At 32.9% G+C, this 15,534-nt stretch carries 16 protein-coding genes; 10 read left to right on the forward strand and 6 right to left on the reverse strand.

Features of this window, described 5'->3' with window-relative positions; genetic code table 11:
• The first annotated feature begins 32 nt into the window (after window positions 1-32).
• The 4 genes from cfbE to MXE27_RS03140 all read left to right on the forward strand — a co-directional run bounded on the left by cfbE (window position 33) and on the right by MXE27_RS03140 (window position 4,193).
• A complete protein-coding gene (gene cfbE / locus MXE27_RS03125; RefSeq protein ID WP_248610946.1) occupies window positions 33-1,412 on the forward strand; it encodes a coenzyme F430 synthase in 1,380 nt (459 codons plus the stop codon).
• Between the two features lie 256 nt (window positions 1,413-1,668).
• Window positions 1,669-2,538: a hydroxymethylbilane synthase gene (gene hemC / locus MXE27_RS03130; protein WP_248610947.1), complete on the forward strand. Its 870-nt coding sequence runs from the start codon at window positions 1,669-1,671 to the stop codon at window positions 2,536-2,538.
• Window positions 2,535-3,488, forward strand: a complete 954-nt coding sequence (locus tag MXE27_RS03135; RefSeq protein ID WP_248610948.1) for a Gfo/Idh/MocA family protein — start codon at window positions 2,535-2,537, stop codon at window positions 3,486-3,488. The genes hemC and MXE27_RS03135 overlap by 4 nt, the downstream gene beginning before the upstream one ends.
• Window positions 3,489-3,575: 87 nt before the next feature.
• A complete protein-coding gene (locus tag MXE27_RS03140) occupies window positions 3,576-4,193 on the forward strand; it encodes an orotate phosphoribosyltransferase-like protein (protein WP_248610949.1) in 618 nt (205 codons plus the stop codon).
• A gap of 100 nt (window positions 4,194-4,293) precedes the next feature.
• On the opposite strand, the gene prf1 is transcribed toward MXE27_RS03140, so the two are convergent.
• Entirely contained in the window at window positions 4,294-5,523 is a 1,230-nt protein-coding gene (prf1, locus tag MXE27_RS03145) for a peptide chain release factor aRF-1 (RefSeq protein WP_248610950.1), read from the reverse strand.
• Window positions 5,524-5,960: 437 nt separating this feature from the next.
• Between prf1 and pyrH the strand changes: the two genes are divergently transcribed.
• The gene (pyrH, locus tag MXE27_RS03150) at window positions 5,961-6,635 is read left to right on the forward strand and encodes a UMP kinase (RefSeq protein WP_248610951.1); all 675 of its coding nucleotides are present in this window, start codon (window positions 5,961-5,963) and stop codon (window positions 6,633-6,635) included.
• 40 nt (window positions 6,636-6,675) lie between these two features.
• Entirely contained in the window at window positions 6,676-6,870 is a 195-nt protein-coding gene (locus MXE27_RS03155) for a DUF2116 family Zn-ribbon domain-containing protein (protein ID WP_248610952.1), read from the forward strand.
• Between the two features lie 83 nt (window positions 6,871-6,953).
• Here MXE27_RS03155 and MXE27_RS03160 read toward each other — a convergent pair whose 3' ends face one another.
• Window positions 6,954-7,439 carry a DUF308 domain-containing protein gene (locus MXE27_RS03160; RefSeq protein WP_248610953.1) on the reverse strand — a complete coding sequence of 162 codons (486 nt, stop codon included), beginning with the start codon at window positions 7,437-7,439 and terminating at the stop codon, window positions 6,954-6,956.
• Window positions 7,440-7,624: 185 nt separating this feature from the next.
• Here MXE27_RS03160 and MXE27_RS03165 point away from each other — a divergent pair, with 185 nt between their 5' ends.
• Together MXE27_RS03165 and MXE27_RS03170 are read left to right on the forward strand one after the other, a co-directional pair.
• Window positions 7,625-7,948, forward strand: a complete 324-nt coding sequence (locus tag MXE27_RS03165; RefSeq protein ID WP_248610954.1) for a heavy metal-binding domain-containing protein — start codon at window positions 7,625-7,627, stop codon at window positions 7,946-7,948.
• A gap of 69 nt (window positions 7,949-8,017) precedes the next feature.
• The gene (locus MXE27_RS03170; RefSeq protein WP_248610955.1) at window positions 8,018-8,839 is read left to right on the forward strand and encodes a heavy metal-binding domain-containing protein; all 822 of its coding nucleotides are present in this window, start codon (window positions 8,018-8,020) and stop codon (window positions 8,837-8,839) included.
• Between the two features lie 25 nt (window positions 8,840-8,864).
• On the opposite strand, the gene MXE27_RS03175 is transcribed toward MXE27_RS03170, so the two are convergent.
• On the reverse strand, window positions 8,865-9,695 hold the full coding sequence (locus tag MXE27_RS03175) for a sulfite exporter TauE/SafE family protein (RefSeq protein ID WP_248610956.1): 831 nt from the start codon (window positions 9,693-9,695) through the stop codon (window positions 8,865-8,867).
• 203 nt (window positions 9,696-9,898) lie between these two features.
• On the opposite strand from MXE27_RS03175, the gene MXE27_RS03180 reads away from it, so the two are divergent.
• Together MXE27_RS03180 and MXE27_RS03185 are read left to right on the forward strand one after the other, a co-directional pair.
• On the forward strand, window positions 9,899-10,909 hold the full coding sequence (locus MXE27_RS03180) for a hypothetical protein (protein WP_248610957.1): 1,011 nt from the start codon (window positions 9,899-9,901) through the stop codon (window positions 10,907-10,909).
• Between the two features lie 120 nt (window positions 10,910-11,029).
• Window positions 11,030-12,847, forward strand: coding sequence for an MJ1255/VC2487 family glycosyltransferase (locus MXE27_RS03185; RefSeq protein ID WP_248610958.1), 1,818 nt, complete (start codon window positions 11,030-11,032; stop codon window positions 12,845-12,847).
• Between the two features lie 105 nt (window positions 12,848-12,952).
• Here MXE27_RS03185 and MXE27_RS03190 read toward each other — a convergent pair whose 3' ends face one another.
• The 3 genes from MXE27_RS03190 to MXE27_RS03200 all read right to left on the reverse strand — a co-directional run bounded on the left by MXE27_RS03190 (window position 12,953) and on the right by MXE27_RS03200 (window position 15,473).
• Complete coding sequence (locus MXE27_RS03190; protein WP_248610959.1) at window positions 12,953-13,885, reverse strand: transcription initiation factor IIB; 933 nt, start codon at window positions 13,883-13,885, stop codon at window positions 12,953-12,955.
• Window positions 13,882-14,160: an H/ACA ribonucleoprotein complex subunit GAR1 gene (locus MXE27_RS03195; protein ID WP_248610960.1), complete on the reverse strand. Its 279-nt coding sequence runs from the start codon at window positions 14,158-14,160 to the stop codon at window positions 13,882-13,884. The genes MXE27_RS03190 and MXE27_RS03195 overlap by 4 nt, the downstream gene beginning before the upstream one ends.
• 221 nt (window positions 14,161-14,381) lie before the next feature.
• Entirely contained in the window at window positions 14,382-15,473 is a 1,092-nt protein-coding gene (locus MXE27_RS03200) for a UPF0104 family protein (protein WP_248610961.1), read from the reverse strand.
• Window positions 15,474-15,534: the final 61 nt, after the last annotated feature.

Below are 15,534 nucleotides of genomic sequence, written 5' to 3' on the forward strand. Positions count from 1 at the left end.
AAAAATTCTATTTTTACATTTGAGGGTTGCTAATGAATGCTTTAATTATCGATTTAACTCACAGTGGATTTACCATAGCTTTAGAGCTTTCCAAAACATCGCAATTTAATGAAATATGGGCATGGGACTTATATCAAACAATGTCAAACCAGCAAATAGCTGATTTGAAAAATAAAAGAATAAAATTAATTAGCAACCTCCCTGAGCCAGAGGAATTAAAAAATTTTTGTATTATTGCCCCGATTCACTCTCCTCTTGATTTAAATATTCACCTGACTCATCATCAGGCAGTTAATCTTATTCTAAAAGAATGGAAAAAATCTCTAAAAATGCCCGTGATAGAAATTACGGGTGTTAAAGGAAAAACCAGTGTGGCAGGGATGCTCAAATCAATTCTAACTTCTGAAAATCCTCTTGTATTAAGCAGCCTTGGGGCATCTATTTGTAACCAGGGTTCAGATATAATTCTTAAAAAGAATATCAGCATTACCCCCGCTAGTATTATTGAAACAATTAGATTGGCAGAAGATTATGATTACAATATGTGCATATTTGAATCGTCTTTAGGTGGAACTGGACTGGCAGACGTGGGAATACTGACTAATATATCTGAAAATTATTCTATTGCCCAGGGAAGAAGTACCGCAAGCAAAGCAAAACGCCAAATATTCCAAAGTAAGATTACCTGCTGCGATCATGAAACATTAAATGAATTTTACAGTGATTTAAAAAAATTAATGCGAGAAAGAATTAATACATTCAGCTTGAATGACAAATATGCTAACTTATATGCACATAATATAAAATATGGGCTAAAACAAACTTCATTTAAGATAAAAGCTGAAGGAGTCAAAACAACGAATAATCAAGTATTAAATTGTTCTTTTTCTGTTGAAACATTTGCTCCTGCACCACATCATGTGAGTAATGTCCTTGCAGCAATATGTGGGTGTTTAACATTAAATATGCCTATAAAAACAATACAAATAGGACTTAAACAATTTTCTGGTCTTCTTGGGCGCAGCTCTCTTAAAGTTAAAGATAAAGCAGTTATCATTGAAGAGATCAATCCCGGAATCAATGTTAAAGCCATTGAAAAAACAATTCAAATGGCTAAAACCATGCCTAGTCCATTTATAATATTAGGCGGACAGTATGGAATAACTTGTGAAGAGATTGATGAAATTAAAGCATCAGATCTTCTTCAAAATATTTTAAAAAAAGATCTAATATTTAATGAAAACAATATAATCCTTACTCATGAATTAGGAAAAGGAATTAAAGAAAAAATGGAAATAAAACCAGTTTACATTGAAAACCCACAAAAGGCAATTGATTACGCTATAACAAATCAAGCAAAAACAATAATTTTTATTTACCGGTCAAATTATTCTAATTTAGAATTGCGATAAAATAGTAATAAAAAATTTTTAAGAAAAGATACTTAAAAAAGAGATTGTGTGCATTAATTTCAATAAAAATAAGTGATTGAATATATTTATATTATAAAAACCTAATTCATGTTGTTATAAAAATCTTTTATTTAAAATATAAAAAATATCAAATTAATATTATAGTATTATACCTAAAAATTCAGATAAGTTAAGATGAGTAAATTAAAGACTAATTAATTTTATTAGGCCCTCTTTAAGCTTTGGAGATGATTAATTGATTGTAGGAACCCGAGGGAGTAAACTTGCAACAGTGCAAACGAAATATATAATAAGTGAATTATCAAAAGTAACTGATGAAAAAGTTGACATAGAAATAATCAAAACCACCGGGGACAAAATTACAGATTCTCAACTTTATAATATAGATTCGAAAGGGCTTTTTACAAAAGAGCTTGACCGTGCCGTTTTAGACGAAGACGTAGATTTTGCAGTGCATAGTTTAAAAGATGTTCCTACAGAATTAGACGAAGATCTAACAATTGCTGCAGTTCCTATACGTGAATCTCCCCATGAGGCCCTTGTTTCAAAGAAAAGTTGGATGGAACTTTCACAAGGAGCAACAATGGGTACAAGCAGCCTGCGAAGAGAAGCATTTTGTAATTACCACCAAAAGAATTTTAAGTTAGAGCCTATAAGAGGAAATATAGAAACTCGAATTAGAAAAGTGATGGAAGGCCAGTGTGATGCCACACTAATGGCAGAAGCAGGATTAAAAAGATTGGGATTGACTAAATATATTAAGGAGATATTCTCTTTAGATTATTTAACTCCTCCTGCAGGTCAGGGGGCATTAGCCATTATCACTAGAAAAGATAGTGTCAAAAAAACTATCATTAAAAAATTAAATCATTACGTTTCTGCTCAGGAAGTTCTTGCTGAGAAAAAAGTGTTAGAAGAATTGGGGGTTGGGTGTCAGTGGCCTTTAGGAGCTATCGCTAGAACTAAAGGAGATCAACTAGATCTCAATGCAATACTTCTTACCAAAGAAGGTAAAATCTTATCCAAAGTAAATTTAACTGGATCAATTAAAGAAGCTGAAAAATTAGGAATAAATGCTGCAAATCATATGGAGGATTATATTTGAATAAAATTAACGTGGGAGTAATTGGTGTTGGAGCAATGGGATACAACCATGCTCGAGTTTATTCTCGTCTAGATAACGCTAATTTAATGGCTGTTTCAGATTTAATGAAAGGAACTTTAAGCAAAGTTTCAAAAAAATACGACACTATAGGTTATGTGGACTATGAGAACATACTGGAAATGCCTGAAATTGAAGTGGTGAGTGTTTGTGTTCCTACAACACATCATTACAATGTAGTTATGGCTGCTATTGATCAGGGCAAGCATGTTTTAGTAGAAAAACCAATAGCATTTACATTAAATGAAGCTAAAGAAATGGTGAAAGCTGCTAAGAAAAAAGGCGTTAAATTAGGGACTGGTCATGTAGAACGGTTTAACCCAGCAGTTCAGAAGGCAAAAGAGCTTATTGAAAATGACGTGATTGGAGATGTGGTTTCCGCATCGGCCAAAAGAGTCGGGCCTTTTCCACCTAGAATAAAAGATGTGGGAGTGACCATCGACTTAGCCATTCACGATTTAGATGTTATGTACTATCTATTTGACGAACCCGTGGCTGAGGTATACGCCACAATGGGGTCCATATTAGAGAAATGTGAATTTGAAGATCATGCCGAGATCATGACCAAATTTAACAGTGGTATTACGGGCATTTTAGAAGTTAACTGGCTCACACCCTACAAACGCAGAGAATTAGAAATTACAGGAACCGACGGTATTATTTCCATTGATTATATTGATCAAAGTATTGATGTTTATGGTAAATTTGCTCAAGATGTGCAGATTCAGCACGCTGAACCACTGCAAGAAGAGATTAAATCTTTCCTTAACAGCGTATCTAATGATGAAACCCCTCAAATCACCGGGGAAGATGGTATTTATGCTCTCCGCACAGTGCTTGCAGCAATGAAATCCTCAAGAGAACATAAACCCATCAAATTAAATGGAGAATAACCCAATACTTTATTTATTATTAATTAAAGATAATATTATTAAATTAAAGATACTCAATTCTATTTTTTATTCATTGGGGTTGTAAAAATGAATCAAGAACTCATAAAAAAAGCCAATGAACTACGCAACAGAGGTTTCACCACTGGAGAAATTGCAGACGAACTTAATGTTTCAAAGGATACTGCACGATGGTTAACCTTACAATCAACTGGCAAAAAAGTGGAAGATAAAAATCAAGAAACACCTGTAGATTTTGCAATAAACTGGGAAAGCCTAGGTGGCAGTTCTGCAAGGATGAGATACGTTTCTGCAGCCATAGCCGATATGGCTTTAAAACACGGCACGGCAGATGTTATAGTCGGTATTGCTGTTAGCGGAGTTCCTTTTGCAACTATGATGGCCGATGTAATAGATTCTGAAACCGGCATCGAAACAGCTCTTGCTGTATTCCACCCTAAAAAACATAGAAAAGATGAAGATGCAAAAGGAGCAATAAGTAGCAATTTCGCATCTGTTGAAGGAAAAAGAGTGGTTATTGTGGACGATGTTATAACCAGCGGCCGAACTATAAAAGAAGTTATTAAAGTTCTCAAGGATCAGGATGCTGTCCCCATTGCAGTTACTGTTCTTATCGATAAAAAAGGAATATCCAAAGTTGAAGACGTTCCAGTAGAATCTTTAATTAGAGTAAGTCGACTGGGATAAATTAATTTTTTAAAAAAGGACATCCAACCTTTTTATATTTTCCCAAAGCTGATTTTATTTGTTTTTATTTGAAAATAAAAAAAAGTATTAGTTTTGATGATTAAGGCCTATATCTTAAAACTGCGCCAATACCACCAAAAGCTCGAAGAAGTTGCATTCCTTCTTCGGTTTCAGTTGAAACAATTTCAACTTCAGATCCAACTTCTTCTGCCATTTCTACAAAGTCATCGATAATGTCTTTACTTTCAATTATTTTAATTCTTTCATTGCAAGAAGAACAAGTCTCTTCAGATTCTTCTTCTCCTTTTTTAGAAGTTTTTTCTAATCTCTGACCACAAGCAGAACATTCATAAGTTATTCGCTGAGAATTAATATCTTCCGAAAGTAAAACTATTTCTACCGCACCCATTTGTAAATGCATTCGGACTTCTTTTTCACCATAAGATGCAAGGCCATCATCATTTATAAGTTCATGCAAAAATCGTTGCACTAACTTTTTCTCACGCATTACATCTATTTCCATTAAAACATCCATGGATTTATCAATTACTTCCCTAATGCCAAACTCGCCAGTATATGAAGTATCCACTGTTGTAATAACTTTTTTCTTTATTTCATGGTGTAAATAATCTCCTTTAAGGAAATCTTCTTTAGTATGGCCCGGTCCGCCCAGAATTACTCCTTCTAAATCAGGAAGGGCTAGAAAAGCTTCGTTGATATGTTCTCCGATTCTTTTTAAAAATTCGTGAGCTGCTAATTCAATTAACCTATCAAACCTTCTTTGAGACTGCCCACCAGCTTTGTGTTTTCCAGGCACACCACTTGTAAGAGTTTTCACGATATCTATTCTTTTACCTTTTAAAATAGCAACGGTTGCTTCTTTACGATCTAGAACTGCCAGACCATATACATCTTTATCCGCTAGCATTTCTTCTAATGGTTCCAAATAAAATTCACTATTACAATGATAGGTGTATGTTTTTATGGGTTCCGAAGGTTCGAAAACATAGGTTTCCATTTTTTCAGTACCAGGCCCACCCCTTGGAATCATGCCTACAAACATCACCAGACCTTTCTCAGGAGGCTTAGGGAATAATTTCAATCTCTGCATTATAACTTCAATTGCAGATTGCACATTCTTTTTTGTTGATTTACTTTTTATATTAGCACTCTGGCTAAGTTCTTCCCTCATATGTTTAACAACATCACTAACCTGCTTATCTGGAGGTATGTAAACTGATACAAGTTCAGTTCCTCTTCCTTTTTTTTCAGAAAGGTCCTTTAATGTTCTTTTAAATTCATACATTTCCTTTGATGAGACATCAGTCAATATTATCACTCCAATTGAGAATATGGTCAGTAAATATAAATTTTTTAATTGAATTATTTTAAATTGAAGGTTAAGCTAATTTCAATGGGTTTTATATAATTTAACGTTATTTAGAAAGTAAACTTATTATAAATCGTGATTTCATATAAATATTTTAATCAATATTAGGATTAATAAGTCAATTAATAGAATAATCGACACAGTTAGGTCATATTAGTTATGTATCTTAAGGTATAAAACTTATCCATATCAACTGTATAATAGTCATATTTACAACAATTAATGATATATAACTACATCTATAATATTATCAATCAAAGAAAAAAAATGGATTTGAATATTATTAAAAAGTAAAACCCACTGAATCTAATTTTAAATATCCATATATTAATTAGTATTAAGTTCTGGTTTAATTACTCAGATTTAGGTGATGATTTATGAGAATCGTAATTACTATAGGTGGATCAATTATTATCAAAGAATATGATCACCAAAAATTTGCAGCATATTCAGAAATTTTAGCTTCATTAAAAAAGGATCATGAAATATTTGTGGTAGTAGGTGGTGGCCAGCCAGCTCGAGATTATATAAAAATTGCAAGGGCATTAGGATGTGGCGAGGCACATTGTGATGATATAGGTATAGATGTCACCAGATTAAATGCTAAGCTATTAATTATGGCACTTGGACAGGAAGCCTATCCAATAGTGCCAGAGAATTTCCACCAAGCACTCGAGTATTCAACTACTAACAAAATAGTTGTCATGGGAGGTACTGAACCGGCCCATAGTACTGATGCTGTAGGTGCAATACTGGCAGAATTTGTCAAGGCTGATCTTTTAGTTAACCTTACCTCAGTAGATGGACTCTACAATAAAGATCCTAACAAATACAAAGATGCTAAGATGCATGAAGAAATAACTGCAACAGAAATGATGGATTTTTTAGCAGATAAAGAAGTTAAGGCAGGAACTTACGAATTTTTTGATATGACTGCTATTCAAATGATAAAAAGATCCGGGATAAAAACTATTATAACCAATGGTTTCCAGCCTGACAATCTTTTAAAAGCCTTAAATGAAAAAATAGGCACTACTATAATTCCAAAATAATATTAAATACAATATACTACTTAATTTAAGAGGTGTAAAAATGACTAAACCACACAGACATTGCGCAGTTTGTGGGACTCCTATCCCCCTAGAAGAGAGAACTTGTTCAGATAAATGCCAACAAATATTAGTCCAAAATCAAAATAAAGTCCGAAAAACTAGAATGATATTATATGCTATTTTCGGTGTTTTTATTTTAGTATGGGTAGCGTATATGATTTATGGTAAAACATAAATTTTTTTTAAATCATGGATTTTGGAAATCCCCACAATCCAAATATCATTTTTATAAAAAATTAAAGAATTTAATTATTACATCTATTTTTTCCACAAAGCAATTCCACCATATCCAATGAATATTAAACCAATGGCAACCCCTATATAAATTGGATCTAATCCTAAAGCACCCATAATAATGTAAATCAATCCTAAAACTAGCGCAATCACCCCAATATTCTTCTTAGTGTTGCTTTGTTTAGCAGATAAGAGAAGTAGAACTCCTGCAATTATTAACAGTACTGCAGTAACATATACCCATGCCCCTGCTAGGAGACTTATTAGGAAAGTCCTAAATACAAGCGAAAGACCAAAAGCGAGAGATATGATTGCAAAAATAATCCAGATAACAGTTACACTAGTATTAGTTTTTCTCTCTTTAAAAGCATTAATAGCCATCCATATACCAAAACCAGTTAATATAATTCCAGAAATTATACTAATAGCTGTTACTCCCATAGTTGGGGAAATTAAAAGTACTAATCCAATTATAACAGATATTATACCCATCCAATTATCATTTGCCATTAAATCACCAATTATATTTTTGTCAACAATAACATAAATTAATTTAATTGAATCTAGAAAAATGAATAAAATCTAAAAACTATAAATTGAAAATTGATTTTATATATACCATTAAAATAAAAAAATTAATAGAATATTCTAATCAGTCTAATGAAAATAATAAAACTTACGAGCGAGGAAATTTGATGCAGATTTTAACCACACCCAATATTGAAGGAAAAGAAATTATTGAATATTTTGGTTTAGTAACAGGAGAGGCTTTGTTAGGTGCTAATGTTTATAAAGATATGTTTTCCGGAGTAAGAGATGTTGTCGGTGGAAGAACATCTGCTTATGAAGAAGAACTTAAAAAAGCTAGAGATATTGCTGTTAAAAGCATGGAAGAAAAAGTTCAAAAACTTGGAGGCAATGCAGTGGTAGGTGTGCGAATTGTATATCACAATCTAGGTGGAACCATGGGAAACACTATAATGGTAAGTGTTTCTGGAACTGCTGTTTTATTTGAATAATTTTTTATCCAAGATTATCCAGTTTAAATAATTTTCAAAGAAACAATTACCTGCCCAGAGGACAAAATCATGCCAAATATTTCAGTAATATCTAAAATAAAATCTTTCTTTATTGAAAAAAGATGGGGGATAGCAGCTATCCTAATAGGAACTGCTGTAGGTCTTTTATCTGCTGTTATTTGCATTAGGGGAAATATAGCTATTTTTGGTTTTAATATTTCATTTATTATTTCCCCATTAATCGCAGGATATGTAGAAACAATAATTGCTCAGAAAAAATATGGTAAAACCACTGGAGCTATAAGTGCGCTCCTAATATTTTTAATAATAAATATTAATTCATGGGTATTTCCTAAAGATCCCATAAGCATTAATTTCATTACGCTAGGTGGATTAGGCCTTGCATTTCAAGCAGCGTTCCCCATACTTGTAAATTACCTTATTTTTGTCGTGTTTTTAGGTGCTTTAACCTATTTGATTGGTTATTTAGGAACTTTATTATCAAAAGCTACTTACAAAATTACCGGTCAAAAGCCAGAGGAAAACCATATCATTCCAGAATTAATTGATCTCGATAAATATGGTATTACTGCAGTTACCACTACTATCAAAAACAAATCCATTTCCAAAAATTTAGGAATAATATCCAGTGCCCACATTTTCAAACCGGATTTGAAGGTAATTAATTCTAAAAATGGAAATTCCCCTAATATATTTGATCAATTTGAAATAGCCCGCAATATAGCATTAGCTGATTTAATGGAAAAAACTAAAGAATTAGGGGCTAATGCAATATTAGAAATTGAAATTGATTATACTGAAATTGGTGGAATCAAAGGCAGTGAAATATTAGTTAATGTTAGTGGTAATGCTATCCTCTTAGAAAAATAATTTAATTTTTATTATTTTAATCTTATTAAATATTAATTCCCAGCAAATCAAATAAACCTAACATTTTAAGGGCTATGAATATTAAGATACCCACAAAAATAATTCTTAAATGTTTTTCGGGTAATTTTTGAGCAGTATTTGCGCCGATTCTAGCCATGGGTATGCTGAAACCTGCTAAAATTACCAACTGAAATAGATTTATGTAACCAATAGAATATGCTGGCAATCCAGAAACAGAAAGCCCATTGATCGCGTAGGAAATAATCCCGCCTATGGAAGTGATTACAATCACTGCAGTAGATGTTCCTACTGCTTCTAACATGGAAAACCCCAGTAATAGTACAAATATTGGAACAAGAACCACCCCACCACCAATTCCCAGTAAACCTGAAAAGAACCCTGCAATAAAACCCCAAAATAACAGTAAACGTTTTTCTAAGATTTTTTCATTATTTTCCCCAATATTTTTGAATCTGAGAAAATGTAAGGACACAAAAATCAGTAAAATACCAAATAAAAATTGTAAAATATATGCAGGAATATTTGCTGTAAAAAAGGCCCCAATTGTCCCCCCCACAAATCCTGCTATTCCCATATATACGGCTGGTTTTACCAGAACGTATCTATTATTATAATGACCATAAGCCCCACTTAAAGCGGTTGGGAATATTACTGCTAGACTGGTACCAAACGCAGTTCTTATAGCAATGTCAGGGGATACTCCGAGAGACTGCAATAAAAAAAACTGCACAGGGGCTAGTATAAATCCACCTCCTACACCTAAAAGTCCTGTAGCAAACCCTACAAAAATTCCAGTGAATATGAGAAGGGTTATATATATTAAAAATGGATCCATAAAATAAGTTTATTTTTGAAATGCATAAAGTCTATGATTTGAAAAAAACTCAAAATATTAAATTATAGATTATGTCTCTTCTAAAAATAGATAAATAATTATATACCATATAATCAATTATTTGAAAGGATATTAATTATTTAAATCGCGAGAATTTTCTTATCAATCAAAGGATTTTTTTAATTTTTATTTTAGGTGAAAATGTGAAAATCAGCAATATGAATACTTTAGGAATTATTTTAATTATATTAAGTGTTTTATTATTTCTCAGCGACTTTTTAGATCCATTCATTACTTATTTCACACATATATTTCTTATGGGTTCATCTGAAGGTAAAGACGTGCTTTTTTTCACACTCATGGGGACCATGCTAATTTTAAGCCCTTTATTCATCGAAAAAGGTTATTTAAAGCATAAACTAGATAAAGTTTCTTATTTTAAGCAATTAAACCAAAATGATTTCTTAAAAATAGCCATTATATTAGTAGTCTTTACTTATATCATGGGGCTGGTTATGGAGATAATGGTTAGACAACAGCTTGATGTTTCTATCTTTACCACATTTATCTCGCTTATCCCCAGTCCTACATCCACCAGTCTTACCCACAGCCACATATTTAAAGCCAGTATCAGCCCCATTATAAAAAATTTTATTATTGTTCCTTCTCAAATCCATACCGGAACATCTTTATTGCAGTATGTTCCTCCTTTAGGCCCCATAGCCCTGATTACACTGCCATTAGTATATATAATTGGTTTGTTCTCATTAGGCCATCGCAGAGATTTTCATAAGGTAATTTTGATATTTGCCCTTGCAACTACTATGATTGGAATGATTGACGGAGGATTGTTTTCTACTCCTGCAATGGTGGGACTTTCTGGACTTTTAGGAATTCAAGCACTCAAAATTCCATTTTCACCACGCAATCTTATTACTCCAACAGTTATTATAGGATTATTGATTATTTTAAGGGTTTTTTTGAGTTTAATGGGGTCCAATACAGAATATTATGAGGTTACGATTATTGGATCTACAGAACCGATTAATTTAGATGGGTATGATGTAGTATCCTATCAAAAAGAAGGTGACAGGATTATTTTACATTTAGCTCCACATTACAATGAGATGGTACTACTTAATGAATTAACAAAATCCTTGGAAGGTAAGGCCCGTGGATTTTTCATATCATGGAACTTTTTCTCATTTTTTTAGCAGTAAATGATTAAATTAAATCAGTTTCATTAAAAAATAGACCTATAATAAATTAAAACTTAATTAAAAATAAGAAATAAATGATTAAATCAGACATTAATATATTTTGAGATAGATATCATGGTAAAAATTAGCATTATCATTCCTACTTACAATGAAGAAGAATACTTGCCACAGCTACTGGATAGTATAAAAAGTCAGAATTTCACTGATTATGAGATCATTATTGCAGATGCCCAATCAAAAGATCAGACCCGGAAAGTTGCTCAATCTTACGGTTGTATAATCGTAGAAGGAGGTTTACCCGCTATTGGACGAAATAATGGGGCTGAAAGAGCTCAAGGGGAACTCTTATTATTCTTAGACTCTGATTTAATACTTACAGAAGGATACTTGAGAGATACCGTGGAAGAATTTGAGCACTTAAATTTAGGAATTGCTATAACTCAGATGATTCCTCTTTCAGATAGTAAAAGAGATAAAATATTACACGAATTTGCTAATAGGTTTATGATAATGGTTGAATCCATAAAACCACATGGTGCTGGTTGCTATGGGATAATTTCCCAGAAAGAATTGCATGATGAGATTAAAGGATTCGATGAATCCCTTGATTTTGGGGAAGATACGGATTATATAGAACGTATTGGGAAAATAAGCAATTTTAAAGTTTTAAGACGCCCACGGGTCCTGGTTTCAATTCGGAGATTAGAAAAAGAAGGATTGAAAAGTTTAGCATATAAATACAGTAAGAGCACGATTTATGATTTTATGGGTAAAAAAGTGAGTGCAGATGATTTAGACTATACTTTCGGTTATGAAAAAGAATTAGATGAAGAAAAACCCCTGCCACCTAATAATTCTCTTCCAGTTCAATCTGAAAGGAAACGGATCATATACTCAGTATGCGGTGAAGGTATGGGTCATGCCATAAGAAGTAGGGTGATATTAGAAGAATTAAGTAAAGATTATGATATCCTTATTTTCGCCAGCGAAAGAGCGTATCAATACCTTTCAGCTAACTTTGATAATGTTTTTGAGATTTATGGTTTTAACACTGTTTATGAGGATAATGCAGTTAAAGACATTAAAACATTTGTTAAATCTATGAAAAAATTCCCTCGGGATTTAAAAGATAATCTTAAATTACTTTATAAAGTTGCCCGTGATTTTAAGCCACATATAATAGTTTCAGATTTTGAGTTTTATGCCAGTCTTTTAAGTAAATTATTAAGAATCCCCATGATCAGTATTGACAATATGCACGTCATTACCCGATGTAAAATAGATTATCCTTCCAAATACAAAAAAGACAAATTGAAGGCCGAAGGAGTCGTGAGATCATTTATTGTAAGGCCAGTCAGGTATATAATCACCAGTTATTTCTTCCCAGAAATAAAAAATCCTGAAAAAACAGTTATGTATCCCCCTATTTTAAGAAATGAAATTTTTAAGCTGAACCCCCAATATGGAGATTATACTTTGGTTTACCAGACCAGTAAGTCTAATTTAAAGCTGATTGAAACATTAAAAGAAAATGGTGGAAAATTCGTAGTATATGGTTTTGATAAAGAATCTGTTGAAGGGAATTTACAGTTTAAATCTTTTAATGAAGATCAATTCTTTAATGATCTGGCAAATGCAAATGCGGTTATTACTAATGGCGGTTTTACATTAATAAGTGAAGCAATTCATTTAAAAAAACCAGTATTTAGTATTCCTGTGAAAGGACAATTCGAACAGATATTAAATGCTATTTATTTAGATAAGCTGGGCTATGGTGAGCTTCAAGAAGAAATAAATCACAAATTATTGAAAAATTTCATAGCAAATCAGTATCATTACAGGGAAAATCTAAAAAATTATGATAGTGGTGATAATCATGATTTAATAAATGAATTAAAATCATCTATTGAAAAATACTCTAAAATTAAGTAATAGTAGTATTAAAAATAGCTCATATTCCAAATCGTGAAAAATAAGATAATCATCTAATAAAAAATAAAACAATATTTTAAATAAAAAAAAAGGTTTAGGGCATACTTATAAAGTTACACCCATATCTAACTGCTCAGTGAGTTCTTTGTACCTGTTTCGAATAGTGACCTCAGTCACACCCGCAATATCCGCCACATCTCTTTGGGTTTTTCTCTCACCAAGAAGAACTGAAGCTATATATAAAGCAGCTGCTGCTACTCCAGTAGGACCCCTACCTGAAGTTAAACCTTTTTCCATTGCTTTTTCTATTATTTCAATTGCCTTGGATTGCACTTCTCCAGATAACCCTAATTCACTGGCAAATCTAGGCACATAATCCACAGGAGAAGTTGGAGGTAATTTTATATTCAATTCCCTGGTCAAGAAACGGTACGTTCTACCTACTTCTTTTTTACTTACCCTTGAAACCTCTGCAATTTCATCTAGAGTTCTAGGAACATTACAACGTCTGCAAGCTGCGTAGAGTGACGCTGCAACTACTCCCTCAATACTTCTACCCCTAATGAGTTTGTTTTCTACTGCACTTCTGTAGACTACAGATGCTGCTTCCCTTACGCTTCTTGGAAGACCAAGTCTGGAAGAATCCCGGTCTAATTCACTCAATGCAAAAGCCAGATTTCTCTCAGTAGCCCCCGAAATTCTGATTTTCCTCTGCCACTTCCTCAAACGGTACCATTGAGCACGGTTTCTTGCAGGAATATCCCTACCGTAAATATCTTTATTTCTCCAATCAATCATGGTTGAGAGACCTTTATCGTGGATAGTATAGGTTATAGGTGCTCCTACACGAGTACGTTTGTCTCTTTGTTCGTGATCAAAGGCCCTCCATTCTGGACCCATGTCCACCAGATTGTCATCAATTACCAATCCGCAACTACCACATACAATTTCTGCTCTTTCGTAATCTCCCCTGAGATCTTCAGAGCCACATTCTGGACATTTAGTTTCTTTTTCCGTTTCGGAAACGTCACTTTTCATCTTTTCTTTCGTTTTTTACGCCCCCATTTTTTCACGGGTTTTGTGCTAACATACAACTCTTCTCCAACTTGGTCGTGGAATACATCAGAATTTTTTGTTCGAAATGGTTTTATAGTTACATAAGGTTTCTTAGTAGGACCAAAAACATCATGTACTTTTCCAATTCGTTTATTATCCTTAGTAAAAACAGGCAGCCCTAAAGCTGGGCTTTGACTAGATCTTGCTATAATATTCCCCTTGTTGGAGATGTGTGAAATGGTTCCCAATATTTTCATTTTAAAACCGAAAACTTAATATGTACTCTTATTTTACACAAGTCATATATAAATGTTTCGATACCATTATATAAAAAGAATATTTATCTTAAAAGTATTTTTCCCTTAAAATCTCTTTAAAAAGATTTCTATTTGGTTAATTGAAATTGAGTCCATATTCAATCTTTTAAATAGTTTATAAAGAAAATTGCCATGAAAGTAATATTACAACAGAATAATATCTATTTAACCTCGATGGGTTTTTTATCGCTGACAATTATTTTTCCATAGTAAAACGCGGCGAATGCTCCAATCAATGTTGGGGCAATATAACTGGCCAGTCTATCAATAACACTGGCGGCCACAACATAATCCGCAGAAATACCAGCTACTGCAAAAAGCCCTATCAAAACTGCTTCACGTATTCCCAAGGATCCCGGTAAAATAGGTAGCAGGGAGATCATTATCCCAATAGTGTAAATTATAACCACTGGAAGAATTGGTGCATGTACTCCCACCGCTAAAAAACAAACGTACATACGCACAATATCCAGACCCCACATCCCAAAAGACAGGAAAAATCCGATTAAAAGCACTTTTCTATCTTTAAGGGCCATTGCAAATCCCGTGGTAAATCTATTGATATAAAAAATAATTTTTTGACTTATATCAGAAAATCGAATTTCTTTGCGAGTTAATTTTAAAAAAAATGGGAATACTGACTTAGCAACAGATAAAGCAATTTTTTGAGCGATTTCCTTATTAACTCCTGCATAAATAACTACACTGAAAAACATTATAGATAAAATAATAAGCACACTAACAATCAAGCGAGTCCAAATAGAAATATTCCAAGTTAAAATTAAAATTGCTGCAAGTATAGAAATAATAACAAAAGGCATGAATTCGAACACCCTATCCGCAGTAGAAGATGCAAATCCTATTTCAAAAGGAGTTCCTTTAACTTCCCGCAATATATAAGCCCTTAATGGTTCCCCTCCAGCAGCCCCAGGAGTTATATTATTTCCAAAAAGGCTGGCAAAAAGCATTCCCATTACACTAATATATTTAGGTGATTCGTCAACTACATCCAAAATCATCTTCCACCGCAGAGCCCATAATAGAAGAATACCTGCTTCCAGGGCAAAGTTCAGTGCTAAGAACCAGCGATTAGTTTTTTCTAAAACCATCAAAATATCATTTAGCCCTGCAAAAGCTGAAATAGCGAAAATCAGTACTGCTACCCCTATAAATGATAAGATAATGGCTTTTTTATGTTGGCGGATGTAATCAAAAACATCCTGCTTTTGAACCTCATTTTCTAAAGAAGACATTTAAACTCCTAATATTAATAATCATAATTAGATAAACTCAGAATACTAATTAAATTAAGTA

It is taken from the genome of Methanobacterium alcaliphilum (assembly GCF_023227715.1).
GTDB classification, from domain to species: Archaea; Methanobacteriota; Methanobacteria; order Methanobacteriales; family Methanobacteriaceae; genus Methanobacterium_E; species Methanobacterium_E alcaliphilum.